19 protein-coding genes are annotated in these 15,236 nt (G+C 41.8%); 10 read left to right on the forward strand and 9 right to left on the reverse strand.

The window, feature by feature from the left end; genetic code table 11:
- Positions 1-188: hypothetical protein (locus tag QZZ55_RS13305; RefSeq protein ID WP_293267820.1), on the reverse strand; the 188-nt coding region annotated here is incomplete at its 3' end.
- Between the two features lie 255 nt (positions 189-443).
- Here QZZ55_RS13305 and QZZ55_RS13310 point away from each other — a divergent pair.
- From QZZ55_RS13310 to QZZ55_RS13325, 4 genes are all read left to right on the forward strand, one after another.
- The gene (locus tag QZZ55_RS13310) at positions 444-875 is read left to right on the forward strand and encodes a GNAT family N-acetyltransferase (RefSeq protein WP_293267821.1); all 432 of its coding nucleotides are present in this window, start codon (positions 444-446) and stop codon (positions 873-875) included.
- Between the two features lie 105 nt (positions 876-980).
- Positions 981-1,424, forward strand: a complete 444-nt coding sequence (locus QZZ55_RS13315) for a CopD family protein (RefSeq protein WP_293267822.1) — start codon at positions 981-983, stop codon at positions 1,422-1,424.
- Between the two features lie 130 nt (positions 1,425-1,554).
- On the forward strand, positions 1,555-1,968 hold the full coding sequence (locus QZZ55_RS13320) for a MarR family transcriptional regulator (RefSeq protein WP_293267823.1): 414 nt from the start codon (positions 1,555-1,557) through the stop codon (positions 1,966-1,968).
- Between the two features lie 69 nt (positions 1,969-2,037).
- Complete coding sequence (locus tag QZZ55_RS13325) at positions 2,038-2,658, forward strand: GDSL-type esterase/lipase family protein (protein ID WP_293267824.1); 621 nt, start codon at positions 2,038-2,040, stop codon at positions 2,656-2,658.
- An 18-nt stretch (positions 2,659-2,676) separates the two neighbouring features.
- Here QZZ55_RS13325 and QZZ55_RS13330 read toward each other — a convergent pair whose 3' ends face one another.
- The 3 genes from QZZ55_RS13330 to QZZ55_RS13340 form a co-directional block, all read right to left on the reverse strand.
- Positions 2,677-3,516, reverse strand: a complete 840-nt coding sequence (locus QZZ55_RS13330; RefSeq protein ID WP_293267825.1) for a methyltransferase domain-containing protein — start codon at positions 3,514-3,516, stop codon at positions 2,677-2,679.
- A 158-nt stretch (positions 3,517-3,674) separates the two neighbouring features.
- Positions 3,675-4,007, reverse strand: a complete 333-nt coding sequence (locus QZZ55_RS13335) for an antibiotic biosynthesis monooxygenase (RefSeq protein ID WP_293267826.1) — start codon at positions 4,005-4,007, stop codon at positions 3,675-3,677.
- Positions 4,004-4,342, reverse strand: a complete 339-nt coding sequence (locus tag QZZ55_RS13340; protein ID WP_293267827.1) for an NIPSNAP family protein — start codon at positions 4,340-4,342, stop codon at positions 4,004-4,006. The genes QZZ55_RS13335 and QZZ55_RS13340 overlap by 4 nt, the downstream gene beginning before the upstream one ends.
- Before the next feature lie 151 nt (positions 4,343-4,493).
- On the opposite strand from QZZ55_RS13340, the gene QZZ55_RS13345 reads away from it, so the two are divergent.
- Complete coding sequence (locus QZZ55_RS13345; RefSeq protein WP_293267828.1) at positions 4,494-5,204, forward strand: winged helix-turn-helix domain-containing protein; 711 nt, start codon at positions 4,494-4,496, stop codon at positions 5,202-5,204.
- A 37-nt stretch (positions 5,205-5,241) separates the two neighbouring features.
- Here QZZ55_RS13345 and QZZ55_RS13350 read toward each other — a convergent pair whose 3' ends face one another.
- Positions 5,242-5,847 (reverse strand): nitroreductase family protein, encoded by a 606-nt coding sequence (locus QZZ55_RS13350; protein ID WP_293267829.1) that lies wholly within the window; start codon positions 5,845-5,847, stop codon positions 5,242-5,244.
- Positions 5,844-6,833, reverse strand: coding sequence for a DMT family transporter (locus QZZ55_RS13355; protein WP_293267830.1), 990 nt, complete (start codon positions 6,831-6,833; stop codon positions 5,844-5,846). Before QZZ55_RS13355 ends, QZZ55_RS13350 begins: the two co-directional genes overlap by 4 nt.
- Positions 6,834-6,950: 117 nt before the next feature.
- Here QZZ55_RS13355 and QZZ55_RS13360 point away from each other — a divergent pair, with 117 nt between their 5' ends.
- Positions 6,951-7,442 carry a MarR family transcriptional regulator gene (locus QZZ55_RS13360; RefSeq protein WP_293267831.1) on the forward strand — a complete coding sequence of 164 codons (492 nt, stop codon included), beginning with the start codon at positions 6,951-6,953 and terminating at the stop codon, positions 7,440-7,442.
- Position 7,443: 1 nt separating this feature from the next.
- Positions 7,444-7,653 carry a DUF2798 domain-containing protein gene (locus QZZ55_RS13365; RefSeq protein WP_293267832.1) on the forward strand — a complete coding sequence of 70 codons (210 nt, stop codon included), beginning with the start codon at positions 7,444-7,446 and terminating at the stop codon, positions 7,651-7,653.
- Positions 7,654-7,687: 34 nt separating this feature from the next.
- On the opposite strand, the gene QZZ55_RS13370 is transcribed toward QZZ55_RS13365, so the two are convergent.
- Positions 7,688-8,017 (reverse strand): hypothetical protein, encoded by a 330-nt coding sequence (locus tag QZZ55_RS13370; protein ID WP_293267833.1) that lies wholly within the window; start codon positions 8,015-8,017, stop codon positions 7,688-7,690.
- A 369-nt stretch (positions 8,018-8,386) separates the two neighbouring features.
- On the opposite strand from QZZ55_RS13370, the gene QZZ55_RS13375 reads away from it, so the two are divergent.
- On the forward strand, positions 8,387-10,435 hold the full coding sequence (locus QZZ55_RS13375; RefSeq protein WP_293267834.1) for an EAL domain-containing protein: 2,049 nt from the start codon (positions 8,387-8,389) through the stop codon (positions 10,433-10,435).
- Positions 10,436-10,470: 35 nt separating this feature from the next.
- On the opposite strand, the gene QZZ55_RS13380 is transcribed toward QZZ55_RS13375, so the two are convergent.
- On the reverse strand, positions 10,471-11,274 hold the full coding sequence (locus QZZ55_RS13380) for a sulfite exporter TauE/SafE family protein (RefSeq protein ID WP_293267835.1): 804 nt from the start codon (positions 11,272-11,274) through the stop codon (positions 10,471-10,473).
- A 94-nt stretch (positions 11,275-11,368) separates the two neighbouring features.
- Here QZZ55_RS13380 and QZZ55_RS13385 point away from each other — a divergent pair, with 94 nt between their 5' ends.
- Positions 11,369-12,148: a helix-turn-helix transcriptional regulator gene (locus QZZ55_RS13385; RefSeq protein WP_293267836.1), complete on the forward strand. Its 780-nt coding sequence runs from the start codon at positions 11,369-11,371 to the stop codon at positions 12,146-12,148.
- Between the two features lie 7 nt (positions 12,149-12,155).
- On the opposite strand, the gene QZZ55_RS13390 is transcribed toward QZZ55_RS13385, so the two are convergent.
- The gene (locus QZZ55_RS13390) at positions 12,156-14,081 is read right to left on the reverse strand and encodes an EAL domain-containing protein (protein WP_293267837.1); all 1,926 of its coding nucleotides are present in this window, start codon (positions 14,079-14,081) and stop codon (positions 12,156-12,158) included.
- A 370-nt stretch (positions 14,082-14,451) separates the two neighbouring features.
- Between QZZ55_RS13390 and QZZ55_RS13395 the strand changes: the two genes are divergently transcribed.
- A partial coding sequence (locus tag QZZ55_RS13395; protein WP_293267838.1) for an alkaline phosphatase PhoX occupies positions 14,452-15,236 on the forward strand: 785 nt, incomplete at its 3' end.

Below are 15,236 nucleotides of genomic sequence, written 5' to 3' on the forward strand. Positions count from 1 at the left end.
TAACGTGGCAGCCAAAAAATCATGACACCGCAGAACACGACCAAGGCTATAAAATAGCGGATAAACTTTTTTTGAGCAGCGTGAACTTCTTTCTCTTTCTGGGCAGCTGTTGGTGTTTTACAGTTCGGGCAGTAACCCCGCTGATCCGAAAAGCTTTTGGAGCAATGACTACAGGTAATTTCACTCATTATTAATGCTCACCTACTCGTTTCTCTATTATCTTGAAATACTTTGGAGCCCTACTTTTACAATGGGACTCTGCTAGTTCAACAATCGCAAGCTTATCGCGCCAGTTACATCTTAGGAAGGCTGCTTGGTCGCATAAAGCGTTATTCTTTAAACACATTGATACGTATCACTCTGCCGTGGCTTTATGCTTAGGTCTTTTGAACATAGAATACTCAAAAAGCCCTTTCCCCCTTTAGCTAAGCTCAAGGTGATGTATGAATATTTCGATAACTACGGCAACTCTTAATGATGTAATAGCCATTACCGCTCTCACTCAAGAGCTGGGTTACTCCGCCACTGAAGCTCAAACACAAGAGTGGCTCAGTTATATCTTAAACTCGAAGACCCATAGGGTAATGGTTGCTGTATCAGGAAAAGCGTTATGCGGTTGGATAGTTGTTGAAAAACGCATATCACTTGAGGCCGGCTTTAAAGCAGAGATAACCGGCTTAGTTGTCAATACTCAATACCGTCGTGTAGGCGTGGGTAATCAACTAGTCCAAGCCGCACAAGTTTGGGCAACAAATCTAGGCTTAGCTCGCTTATCTGTGCACTCAAACATCACAAGAGATGCCTCACATGTTTTTTATCAATCATTAGCTTTTGTCTTGAAAAAAACATCACATAACTACGAAAAAGTGCTTTAAAGACTTAAATTGATTTATGAGCATTTACGCTCATTACATTTGTGGTAGTGTTCTGCGTCTTACTACAATTTAGTGTCTCAAACACATAAAGGAAGCACCAAAAGCATGTATGGTTTTCTCTTAGCTATTCACATCTTGTCTGCCACCATTTGGACAGGCGGTCACATCGTTTTATCGTTGGTGATTCTGCCTCGGGTACTCAAAAACCGTTCTCCTGAGGAATTGCTTAATTTTGAGTCCGGCTTTGAAAAGATAGGCATGCCAGCACTTATTATTCAGGTTGTGAGTGGCTTGATGTTAGCTTATCAGCTGATTCCCGATGTTTCATTATGGTTTGATTTTAGCAATCCTTTAGCGCATGGCATTGCAGCAAAACTGACCTTATTAGCGTTAACCGTTGTGTTCGCTATTGATGCTCGCTTTCGTGTTATTCCTAAGCTATCAGAAGAAAATCTTGTCGATATGGCGTGGCATATTATCCCTGTTACGCTTTTCTCAATCCTGTTTGTTTTAGTGGGCGTGTCGTTCCGTGCGGGATGGTTATTGTAATTACTAACAGATTAAGCAATCACTAAGGTAAACACCCAACAAGATAGCCGTATTAACTATTGAAGCGTATCTATATTTGATCTATGCTTGATAAATCAAGTATTATTCAAATATAAATCAAGGTACTCATATGTCACTCCAATCTGCTTTTATAATCCAGCAATCATCACTGGCCTCTAAACTTTCAAAAAAGGTCGATGGCTCCTTAAGTGTGCACGGCATTAGCTTTACCGAATATATGATATTGCATCATTTATCAACCTCCCCTCTTATTACCATGCGCCGTATAGAGTTAGCGGAATGTGTTTGTATAAGCGCGTCAGGCGTAACACGCCTAATAGCTCCCATGGAAAAAATAGGCTTAGTCGAAAAAGAATCTAACCCACGCGATGCACGCCAAAGTTTAGTTAAGCTGACAAAAGCAGGCGAGCGTCTTTATAAAGATGCATCTGTGACTGTTGAACATTGTGCAGATAACGCACTTAAAGCTCTCAATGATGTTCAGCTCGAAAAGCTTAGTGCGCTATGTCAAAAGTTGGGTTAAACCTTACATGAGTCGCATTGAATCCAGACACACCTAGGAAACCAAAATGGATCGTCTACACTGAACGCTATGATTAAATCTAATACGCTTTTTCAGATTATTACCGTGGCACTCATTACCTTATTACTTAACGGCTGTAGTGACCCAAAGCTAGAGCCTATTAGGTATGGCGGCAGTATTCTAGCCTTCGGCGACAGTCTTACACTTGGCGTTGGCACCGTGCAAACCAATAGCTACCCATCTATCCTTGCAGAACTTAGCGGGCTCAATGTTATTAATGCAGGTATTTCTGGTGAGACTACTGAAAGTGGCTTAAAAAGACTGCCGCTTGAATTAGAACGCACCTCCCCCGATCTATTGATTCTTATCGAGGGTGGCAATGATATTTTGCAGAATAAAAGCGAGTCAGCCATCAAAGCTAATCTCAAAAAAATGATTGAGCTAGCCCAAAGCAAAGATATATCGGTAGTACTTATTGGCGTGCCGCAAAAGCGTTTATTCTCAGATTCTGCGCCACTTTACCAAGAGCTAGCCGAGGAATACCAACTCGTTTTTGATGGTACATTGATTGGTAATTTAATACGCAGCCCATCCTTAAAGTCTGACCATGTGCACTTCAATGCACAAGGCTACCGTAAGATGGCCGAGTCGATCTATGAGCTGCTGAGTGACAACGGTGCTCTTCTATAAAAAAGATACGAAACTAAATCATTTCTGTGCACTAACGCCCATCAGATGATCGACTTTTTCCACTTTCTTAAAGCCCGCCGACTTGAGCCTGCGGATCACACCATCAACAAAGCTGCTGCCCTTCCTTAGTAAGTGCGGGTTTCCAGTGTAGTGAAAAAGCCGTCCATTGCGGCGCAACACACGAAAAATTTGATTATAAAACTCCTCACTGTAAAGCTCACCAGCAAGAGAAAAACGCGGTGGATCATGAATAACCGAATCAAAGGAGTTACTTGGCATTGTGCCTATTAGCTCATAGCTACTGCCCTGCAGTTGAGTAATTCCTTCTTTTCCTAAATCATTTGACCAAGGGTTTTGAACGCGCAGTGCCATGACTTCAGGGCTAAGCTCGATACTTAGTACTTCTCTTGCACCCAGACGGTGTGCCGCAATAGCGGCATAACCTAGACCACTACAGCAATCCAGCACCTTGTCACCGCTATGTACTGCTTGCTGCGCCATCTCGGAAGCGCTTTTAAAAGGGTCGGTGCCCTTAGATATGTGCATCTTAACGCCACTAATTTCTAGTAGTGGTGACCCAGCCGTAGGAACAAGCTTGTAATAACCAGAGCTACGGTCTTCTAGAGGGTCAAAGTCACCATCACAACACAGAAATATCTTTTGTTTTTTCTTAGCGATATATTTGAGTTCATCGATAGAGAGCTGATTATCTTCGTCGAGTACCAGGCCTTGGTCATTCAAGGAGAAACTCTGTTGTGAAAGATTCAGGTCAGTTGAGAGCTCTACGCTGGTAAGCCCTTTAGCTAGCGCCGCGAGTGCCTGCTTGGCATTTTCAGCGTGAAGATAGTAGTTGAGCATGTCGATCGCTTATCTTGTTGGATTCTATGGTCTGCACTATACCCTGTTTATACTATTTAGTAGTAGCCGATTAAAAATCGGTGCCGTAAAAAAATGACAGTAAAATCTTTGGCTCATGAAAAACGAGAAGCCCCATTTAAATAAAGGCTTCAATGCTACTAACCAAGATCTTTAGGCGCTTGGTCTCTATCGTCCATACCGTAATCACGCAGTACTTCTGCCACCCGTAGCCTGTAGTTATCAAATAAAGAACCACGTCCTTTTGCCTGTGCTTTACGGTGCATTACCTGATTGCGCCATGCTTTTACGGCAGCTTCATTCTCCCAGAAAGATAAGGAAAGAAAGCGCTTAGAATTGGCTAAGCTTTGGAAGCGCTCGATTGAGATAAAGCCTTCCATTTCAGATAATATGCTTTTTAGTTCGCCCGCTATTTCGAAGTATTCTTCTTTTCCTTCATCTTTTGGTTCTAACTCAAAAATCACGGCAATCATATGTCTACTCTCGCTGCTTGTTGGTAGGTTTGTGGTACTACTTTTAAAAATGAACGTTTCTCTTCTATGATAAAGCGCTCTTGTTGAGCAAACATAAAGTTATTTTGGCCCTCCTGATCTTCTTTAAGTCTTGCTCTGTATTTTTCATAATCAGCCAAGCTATTAAAGCTTATCAGCCCAAAGGCGATATCGTTACTGCCTTCGTGTGGCAAAAAATAACCCACAAGCTCACCTCCACACAAAGGGATGATACGCCCCCAGCTTTGCGCATAGGTTGTAAACTTGTCTATTTGAAAAGGATCTATCTTGTACTCAATAAAGCATGTTATTTTCATTAGTGCTCTCTCCTGTTTGTATTACAAGCATTCTAATCATCGATAAAAGCGCTGCTTCGATGAGCATCGAAGTATTATCAAGCGAGGGAATAACGAGCAGTTAAGTAGGACGGTTATAGATCTCTCATAACGCAATGGAGGCTTGCTGAAAGTGGAACCCAACATATCATTTGTAGCTGGCCTAATTGGTGACGCTACACGGGCCAGTATGCTCACCGCTTTAATGGGTGGTAAAGCACTAACGGCTACCGAGTTAGCAATTGAAGCGGGCATTACATCGCAAACGGCCAGTAGCCACTTAAGTAAGTTAGTAGATGGACAGCTGCTTATCGTTCGTAAGCAAGGTCGGCATAAGTACTTTCAGTTAAAAGGCAGTGATGTTGCACAGCTTTTAGAAATGCTTTTAAACATAACCTCCAAAACCACACATAGTAAAACAGTAACAGGCCCTAGCGACCCCAGATTGCGCCAAGCACGGGTTTGTTACGACCACTTGGCAGGCGAGCTGAGCGTTGCCCTGTTTAACTCACTCATTAAAAATGAATGGATAGGAGATAACGGTATAAATGATAACGAAGCACGCTTAACGGTTACAGGAAAAGCGTTCTTCACTGAGCTTGGTGTTGACTTCAACATCCTAAGTACAAGCAAACGTCCGATATGTAAGGCTTGCTTAGATTGGAGTGAACGCCGCAGCCATTTAGCCGGTGCTTTAGGCCAATGGGTATTAAACGATATCTTTAATAAGGGCTGGGCGTCCAAAGATCTAGATTCAAGAGCAATTCACTTTACCCCAGCGGGGTTAAAGCTGTTTGCTAAGAAGTACGATCTTCCACTCTTGTCTACACAGGGCAGCCAATAAAAGCTATTTATGCAGCAGAAATACATACCGTTTTACGTTAAAAGGAGTTCTCGAATGCCACTTCACTTAGCGGCAGTTGTCCTGCTTTAGGCCACGGATCTTTTATTCCTTTACCAATGGCTATCATCGGCCCCATCACATGATCATCTGGTAAATTGACTAACTTCGCCACTTCATCAATGTCGTAACCAATTAGCGGGCAAGACTGATAACCCAACTCTTGAGCTGCTAGCATCATGGTTTGCATTGCCATACCAATTGAGCGGTGTGCTTCATCGCGTTGCAGCCAATCGCGCCCTTCATGAAATGGCCCCATCCAACTCACTAGCATTTCTCCCACTTCTTGTGGTGCATTAGCCCAATAGCGCTCTGGTGTTTTGTTCCATGCTTTTACATCTGCGGTAAATAACACCAACATAGATGCATCGGTAATCTGTGCTTGGTCATTAGCGTACTGCTTACATATATGCGCACGTAATGCAGGGTCACGTAGTATGATAAAACGCCAGTGCTGGCAGTTATAGCTAGTAGGTGCCTGTATCGCGGCTTCTAGCAATGTGTTTTCTTCTTCTGCTGTTAAGCGATGCTGCGCATCAAAGTGCTTAACCGCACGACGATTGTAGATGGCATCAAGCGTATTCATGCGTGTTTCTCCAAGTGTGGTAAAGATGTAGCTGATGAGTGTGGTAATGGTGTTGTGTGTTCTTTCGCACCACGCTGGAATAGCACAATGCCAATGGCGACCAGAACACCTGCCAAGCCAAGGTTAGGCGGTGCGACTTCTCCCAATACAAATACTGCTAATACCGTGCCACTGAGCGCTGCAACCGTTCCAATTTGGCTAAGGTAGACAGGCCCCGCAAGCTGCTGAAGCAAGAAATAAAACAGATAAAGAATCGTGAAAACGGTAACTTCTAAGGCGAGTAAAACAACCGCTTGGCTTGACGTGAATAGACCCGCCGCTTGGCCTGTTTCAAGAAACAACACAAACGGTAGCAGCGTAATAGCTCCTCCCATCATCATGAGTGCTGCCAAAAACACAGGAGATGCCCCTGTAGGCCAACGCAGTGTTCGGTAAATATTTCCGCAGGCAATCACAACGGGCATCGATAACACTAAAAGAATCCAGCCCTGTGCTTCGCCCGTGCCGCCACTCTTTGCTGCCGCAAGCACTATGCCACCACTGAGCCCTAATAGAACACCCACAAGACGCAATGCTCGCAGCCGCTCCATTCGTAGCACAACCGCTAACAACCATGTAATGAGTATAGGGAAGGCAAAGCTTAATGAAATAAACCCTGCGCCAACATGGCGTATTGCTAAAAACCCAAGTGCATTGGGTAGCGCAAACAACACCCCAGCGACTAATCCGTACTCAAGCATGCGTTTGTTTAATGCCATCGGGTGGCGTTTAAGTACAGAGATTAAGCAAAGCACGCTGCTAGCGCCCAACATTGCCACCATAAGAAAAGTTAATAACGGAGCCCCTGCCGTAGAAGCAAGCTTACCCACGACTAAAGATAACGATAGAAAAACACCCACCAGCAACAAACACGTAAAAGCATATAAGCCTGTTCTATTAGCTGGTTTAGCTGATATGTGGTTATTCGACTTTCTACTAACCGACATCACCCTACTCCTATTGCATGCTATTATATGTATTAACAACAAGCTTCTTAGCAAACTGTTTCTTGACAAAAAGCTTCTCGATGAAAAGTATCTTAGCGTAGAGATAAATTTATAACAATGAATAAAATCAAGTTAGTCACATCTCAATGGCAGCGAGAGATGCCCCAACTCGACCTTTTACCGATGAAAGTCGTTGGGAATTTAGGTAAAGCAACCCGCTTAGTTACACGAAATTACTTAGACCCGTTCTTTAAAAGCCACGGTATACAGCTAGGTGAGTTTGATGTTCTGGCCACTTTACGCCGTTCAGGTGCCCCGTATGAATTAGCACCCACGCAGTTATTTGAAGCATTACTGATTTCATCTGGCGGAATGACTAACCGGTTAGACCGGCTCGAAAAAGCAGGATTAATTGCACGTGCTCCCAACCCTGAAGACCGCCGCGGTACGCTGGTGTTGTTAACCGAAGAAGGGTTAGAGTTAATGAACCGCATCGTCCCACTGCATGTAGAAAACGAAGCACGCTCGCTATCGAACCTCAGCAGAGAAGAACAAGAAACACTAGATAGGTTGTTAGAGAAACTTATTGACGGTTTAGAGGAAGAATAATATGAAACAAAGAATTATCTTTGCTGTAATGATGTCCTTCCTATTGTCGTTTTTTATGACCTGCTGGGTTACCTGGATCAACTTAGGGTGGACTGAAAATTTCTTAACCCACTGGCTTCATGCCTTCATACTTGCATGGCCTGCAGCTGGGTTGATTTCATTTTTTATTGGCCCAGGGATTTATAAAATGGCTGAAAGGCTTGCTCGCTGAATAATTAACAATTAATTCACATTACGACTCTAGCTTAACTATCTAATATTAATAGCATTTTATGTATTTTTTCGATAGTGATTGCACCCATTAACTCTGGGTTTGCAAGCGCATAGATATAACCTTCATTCTTGTCGCTATTGATATCATCTCTACATTCTATAAAGAGTGCCCACTCCTCTAGTTCATCTTCTGAGATACTACCCGAGATAAATTTTTGCAGTACTGTGGCTAAGATTGCATCTGACACTTCTACCAAGTCATCATCCTGATGGCCCATTCCACATTTGGATAATACTGAAAATGCCTGCTCCTTAAACTCACCAAAGGTAATTATTTGTATTAAAGATTCGGCTCTGTTCATACTCATCATCATATTTTTTTGCCTATTTGATTAGGCATTTTTTTTCTGCATTAGACGTCTAGCAACACGTCCTTACAAACTTAAGTGGCACCTATTTTATACACAACAAGATTCTACTTTCACTGCTATGCTACATATCAAGCTTATTTATCAGCATTGATATCGTGTTTAATCAACAGAACTTATTCAGATGAAAGTGACTTTTTTGATCCGTAAAAAATAATATAGTTTTATCATAACGGACATTTAACTGTGCATATAACAAAAACAGCAGCTACTTGTGTTCTAATATTCCTCCTAGTTTCAAGCTTAGGAAGCTACTGGACGCACCTCGGACGGTCTCTTGACCGAAACGAACAACGCTTTTACATGAGCGAACTGGTCAATTCGCAAGCCTCTGCTATTGAACGCCGTTTAACTCGCTCTTTGTCTTCAACACGAATTTTAGCGCAAGGTGTACGCCAGCATAAAGGTGCAATTAGTCAATTTGAAGTCTATGCCGATGAGGTACTAAAAGCGGTTGGGGGTGTTTCTAATCTACAGCTAGCACCTGATGGTATTATCCGCTATATCCATCCAATTGAAGGTAATGAAAAAGCGATTGGACATAATATTTTAAAAGATGACCACCGTCTTAAAGAAGCGATGCTTGCTATTCATGAGCGACGCCTTACCCTAGCAGGGCCGTTTAAATTAATTCAAGGCGGAATTGCTATTATTGGAAGAAACCCTGTGTATCTTCCAAGTGAAGAGGGAGAAAAGTTTTGGGGGTTTGCTTCAGCACTTATTTATTTAGAAGACCTACTCAAAGTAACTGAACTAGATTCACTGCAAAAGCGAGGCTATAGCTATCAACTACTGCGCCCGGATCCTGATACGGGTATAGCTGAGACGTTCGCCCGCTCTACCAGCCCACTAACAAATGACTCCTATTCTGTCTCTATTAATGTACCAAATGCTACTTGGCAACTCGTTATTAGCCGTACCGAAAGCATCTCTATATTGCGTTCATCTATCGGCTACATCGCCAGTATTTTCACCGCTCTACTGATTGCCTGGATTACCCACTATGTACTCCTCCAACCTGAAAAACTAAGAAAAGAAGTAAAAGAAAAAACCCAAGAGCTACAACAACTTGCCTACTTTGACCACTTAACAGGGCTGGCTAATCGTCGATATTTAAACAAGCAACTCATTAAAGTATTAAACACATACAGCCGCAATCAAAAACCCGCGGTACTGATGTACCTTGATTTAGATGATTTTAAAAAAATAAATGACTCAATGGGACACAGTGCCGGCGATACTTTATTGCAGCAAATTGCTGTTCGTTTAAAAAACAACGTGCGTTCCTATGACCTTGTAACAAGGCTAGGCGGTGACGAATTCAGCATTTTACTTTTAGACATACATTCAACAAGAGGTGTCAGCCGAATTGCCAAGAAGCTGATAGCTGCCGTCGAACAGCCAATTATTTTAGAAGGCAAACCTTTCGCCGTCTCTACTTCTATTGGTATCACAATGATTCCTGCAGACGGGGATGATGCTAATGCTATTCTTAGAAATGCCGATATGGCTATGTATTCAGCAAAAACAGCGGGCAAGAAAAGATTCAGCTTTTACAACCCATCATTACAAGCCATCGCCATCGCTAAATTGCAATTAGAAAATGATCTAATTTCTGCTATTCACGAAAAACAATTCATCTTGCACTACCAACCTATTCTCACGCAATTAACAGATAAAGTGAGCGGACACGAAGCACTTATTCGCTGGAACCATCCTGAACAAGGGCTATTATTCCCTGATAAGTTTATTGGGATAGCAGAAGAAACAGGAAAAATTATTGATATTGGTTATTGGGTAATCAAAGAGGTATGTGAACAAATAATGGTGTGTACATTAACACTCCCCCCCCATCATAGGTTCTCAATCAACTTATCCCCTAAGCAGTTTAAAGACACTCATTTACTAGAAAATATTCGTCATATCATGCAGGAGACAAAAATAGAGGGTAGCTCACTCGAATTTGAAGTTACTGAGTCTTGTATCATGGAAGATGTTGAGCATACCAGTAGCACCCTTTTACAACTCAAAGAAATGGGAATATCCGTGGCCATTGACGACTTCGGCACTGGGTATTCTTCCTTTGCTTTATTAAAGCAACTTCCCGTTGATAAACTGAAGATTGATAAAAGCTTCATCACGGATTTAGAAACAGATGAAAGCGATCAGAAAATAGTTCATGGGTTAATATCAATGGCACATAAGCTACATTTAAAAGTTGTAGCTGAGGGTATAGAAACAAAAGAGCAGCATCGGCTACTTAAGCAATACAAGTGCGACCTTGGGCAGGGCTATTTGTTTAGCAAGCCGGCCTCTATCAAAGATCTTGAAGATTTTGAGTATAAACAATAATCAACGTTACTCTAAACACACCTTCCTAGAAGAACTTACAAGACAGAAACTAGCATTTTAATGCTCAGGATAAAAAGCAGCATCCCAAAGATTTTCTTTAAATTAGCAACAGGAATACGATAAGCCAACTTAACACCCAAAGGGGCTGTAAAAAAGCTGACAGCTGAAATAAGTAAGACTGCAGGCCAATAGATATAGCCAATCACAAAGGCCTCTTCATGGGTGCTTTCCCAACCACTGATTAAATATCCTGTGGTACCTGCCACTGCAATGAAAAAACCTACCGCAGCGGAAGATCCTATCGCCTGTTTAATATCCACATTACGCCACACGAAATAAGGCACCATCAATGAGCCGCCACCAATTGAGACCAATGATGAAATACTTCCTATTCCTCCTCCAACCCAAAATAAATGAACATTGTTAGGCAAACCTTTATCTGATGTTGGTTTTTTATTTAAAAACATCTGAATTGAAACAAAGAACATAAACGAAGCAAAAAACACTGCTAAAAATACAGTACTGAGCAAGGAAGCCATAAAAGCGGCTGCAAACGCGCCCAGTAACACACCGGGCAACATGGCTTTAACCACTCGCCACAACACACCATGCTTGGCATGATGAGACCGCAAGCTCGATAAAGCTGTAACCACCATAGACGCCATCGATGTCCCTAGTGCCAAATGAACAACCATCTCATTACTAACACCTTGATAAATAAAAAGTGTCGTGAGCACTGGCACCATAATTCCACCACCTCCAATGCCTAACAAGCCGGCCATAACACCTACAAATCCGCCGAGTAATAAAAAGGCGACTATCATTTCGTACGCTAGCATTGTGATTCCAGTGTTATCCAAAAAATCTATTGTAGATTCTTATTCTGAGTCTTATTATCTACAATCTGACAACATAACAATAGATTAAGACACAATGAAGATAATCCCACCCTCAAGACTCGGGCAGAAAGCGTTACAGCGTCCTATTACGGTCTTAAATCGAAATCTATTAGGCAAGCGCGCTGTTAAAAAGCATCAACACGAATGGGGACAACTCATCTATGCGACCAAGGGTATCTTGTCGGTTATTACTTCAGCAGGACGCTTTATCGTGCCTCCAGAACAAGCTGTGTGGGTTCCTCCGCACACTGATCATGAAATAATCACTGTTAATGATGTCACTCTGGCTAGCTTTTACATTGCGACAGATGAAATTCTACAGCTGCCGAAACATTGTGCAGTACTCAATATCACCCAGCTACTTAAAGCACTCATAAAAGAAGCTTGTAAAATTTCACTCACTTACGATTGGTCAGGAAAAGATGGACGCTTATTACGGCTTATTAGAGATTATCTAATCGAGGCAGATGATATTGCCTTACAACTTCCTTATCCTAAAGACCCGCGCTTAATCCAAATGACAACTCATCTTCAGAATACACCCTGTGATAGTAAAACGCTGGAAGAATGGGGAAAACAGATTGGTGCTTCTTCTCGAACCCTGACACGGCTTTTTATCAGAGAAACAGGTTTATCGTACCGAGAGTGGAAACAGCGTCTAAAGGTGCAAATTGCAATAAGTATGTTAAGTGAGCAGCATGACATCAGCACTATTTCTGATCATCTAGGTTACGAATCAGTATCAGCCTTTACGTACATGTTTCGTAAAGAGCTTGGTCTTGCGCCGAGCATTTATACGGGCCAATACAAGTAACAAAGTTTCAGGTTAATAATGGATCAGTGACAGTAAAGTTCTCTTCCTTTTTTTCTTGTACTAAAAAATTAACGAGGTCATTGAATGCCAAAGGACGGCAAAGATGAAAGCCCTGTACCCAGTCACAGCCAATACCCTGTAAGTACTCTAGCTGCTCCAAAGACTCAACGCCTTCTGCTACAGATCTAAGTTCATAAAGATCTGCTAAATTATTGATTATTTTAACCATTTTTTTCTTAGCAACATGCTCAGAAAATAAATCAGCAACAAAAGTACGATCTATTTTAAGACAATTAACAGGGTAACTATTTAATTGTCCAAATGCCGTAAAGCCTGTCCCAAAGTCATCCAACGCAAGCGAAATACCCAACGCACTTATTTTTTCCAGCGTGCTGATGCCTTTAATATCATTCAATACAAAGGCTGTCTCTGTTATTTCAAACTCTATTGATGACGGAGCAATGTGGTATTTTTCCAAGAGAGTTTTAACCTTACTCGGAAATAACTCGTTTTGTAACTCCAACCCCGAGATATTAATACACATCTTGCCACTAAACTCTTGTGACGACTGTAGCAACAGTAAACTTTTAAAACTGTTTTCGATTACCCAAAGATCAATATCTTTAATTAAACCACTCTTCTCTGCTATTGGGATAAATTGCTCCGGGCCAATATTATCTACCATTAAATCGGGGCATCGAAGTAGTACTTCAATACCGGTAACAGCTAACGAACGACAGTCAAACACCGGCATATAAACTAGTGATAGTAAGTTGTGTGCTAATGCCGTTTTCAACGCCTCTTCAATTCTGCGCTGCTCACGCATGAGCTGTGCAATATCTTTCGTATAAAACTCATAACGATTACGGCCATTTCGTTTTGCTTCATACATGGCTAAGTCTGCACTGTGTAATAGCTCATCCGGAGAAGAGGCATCATCCGGAAAGGTAGCAATACCAATGCTAGCGAAAACAGAGTGTGTTCTGTCAAATGTTTCAAAACCATCAACAAACATGTTGAGTATTCGCTCTGCCACAGCACCACTATTAATTGGGCTGTGTAGCTCATTCAGGATAACGACAAACTCATCCCCGCCTAGCCTGGCAAGCTCATCAAATTTCTCATTGATAATCATGTCTGTAGGACGAATAGCCTCTTTAAGCTTTTCACTAAAATCACAGAGTAACTTATCACCAACTTCATGGCCGTACTTATCATTTACTTGTTTAAAATTGTCTAAATCAATATAAAGAAGTCCGACACTTCCACCCTCGTTTTCAGCCCGCCTTAACAACCTTGATAGGTTCTTTTTGAAATTCCTACGATTCGGTAATCCAGTTAGCGCATCATAATAAGCGAGCTTTCTAATATCTTCATCATGCAACTGAAGGATCATCTGATCAGCTCGTTCTTTGGAATGTAGAACCGCCAAACAAATTAGGCTCAACAAGAAAAGTGTCACTTCAAAACGGATAGACTCATGAATCGTATAGCTGGTGAGTAACAATTCAGACATGGGTGTAAAAAGAAGCAAGCTACTGAGAAAGATAAAGCTACCGTAAAGAGTCACGGCAGGCCAAAACCGGTTCACAAACAGTGTGACCGCCAACGTTGGGTAAATCCAAAGTATTCCGGTGTTTTCATGCCCTCCTGTCACTAACAGTGTCAGGGGCAAGATAAAGAGATTGATGTTTAGTAGATTTACCGCTAATTCAATACGCGTAGTTTTATATAAGACATAAACAATAACAGCACAAATTATCGCACAACCAAGAAGTATCACAGCCAGCGCAAACGACTGATTTAAATAGCTAACCCAACTGAAAACCAGTAAAAAAACCAGCCCAATAAATGCTTGAATTTTACACAATCGATAGCGCGTAGAAAACTGCACATCCAACACTTCTTGTCTGCTTTTATTGTGATGATCCACCGATCAATTCCCTTTTGCTCAGCCTCAGCTTATTAGCCATAGCTCTTTGAAGCCTTGTAGAAAAAGAACACTGCAGGATAAATCCTGAACTATCAACAATACTCAAAAAACTCACATTTTTTGCGACAATAGAAAAATAGCTACCAACACCATTGCGACATTTGCTGTCTGCAAATTAATACATTAGTTTTGTTCTCTATAGTGTAGACCACTACACTATTTACCAACACTTAAAACTTGAACAATTCTACTCTATTTTACTTCTGTAATGATTGTCATATTTTTTTAACAAACTAAGTCTAGCCTTCCTGTTATTAGATTAACCAATGCCTTTGTGGCTCTACCTATAGAAAGTAACTGGATATCAGTAATGAACAAATTAAAACGCCAAAGTGCTGCTAATCGCCTTAATGATGGTGACTCTGATTTTTCTAAAATAGTGGATAGCGGATTAAGCCGCCGCCGTTTCATGCAAAATGGTGCTACTGCGATGGGGCTTTTCCTAGCCGCCAATCCGTTAGTACAAGCAATTGCAGCTGCCACACAGCCAACAAGTCAGTTATTAGGCTTTACCGCGTTACCTATCAGCACATCAGATGAATTCATTGTGCCTAAAGGTTACATTGCCAAGCCACTTATATCTTGGGGGGATCCTATTTTAAAAGGCGCACCGGCTTTTGATGAATCAGGTATACAGTCGAGTGATGCACAAGCAGGACAATTTGGAGACAACACCGATGGCATGAGCTTGTTTCCTCTTTCGGCTAACCGTGCGTTGTTAGCCGTTAACAACGAATATACTAATTACCTACTGTTATTTGCTCATCAGGGAAAAGAGCTTACCGCCGATGATGTGAAAAAGGCCCAGGCCGCACACGGGGTGTCTGTCTTTGAAGTAGAGCGTAAAGCCGACGGTCATTGGCATTATTTGTCAGACTCTGCCTATAACCGTCGTATTACCGCCAATACAGAAATGGAAGTGACAGGAGTTGCTGCTGGGCACCCTCTTCTAAAAACTACTGCAGACCCAACTGGAAAAAAAGTACTCGGTACATTTAATAACTGTGCTAATGGTGAAACACCGTGGGGCACATATCTAACGTGTGAAGAAAACTTTAACGGCTACTTTGCAGCACCTGGTACAGAAATGGATAT

The sequence above is a fragment of the Neptunomonas sp. genome, from assembly GCF_016744175.1.
Taxonomy (GTDB): Bacteria; Pseudomonadota; Gammaproteobacteria; order Pseudomonadales; family Balneatricaceae; genus Neptunomonas.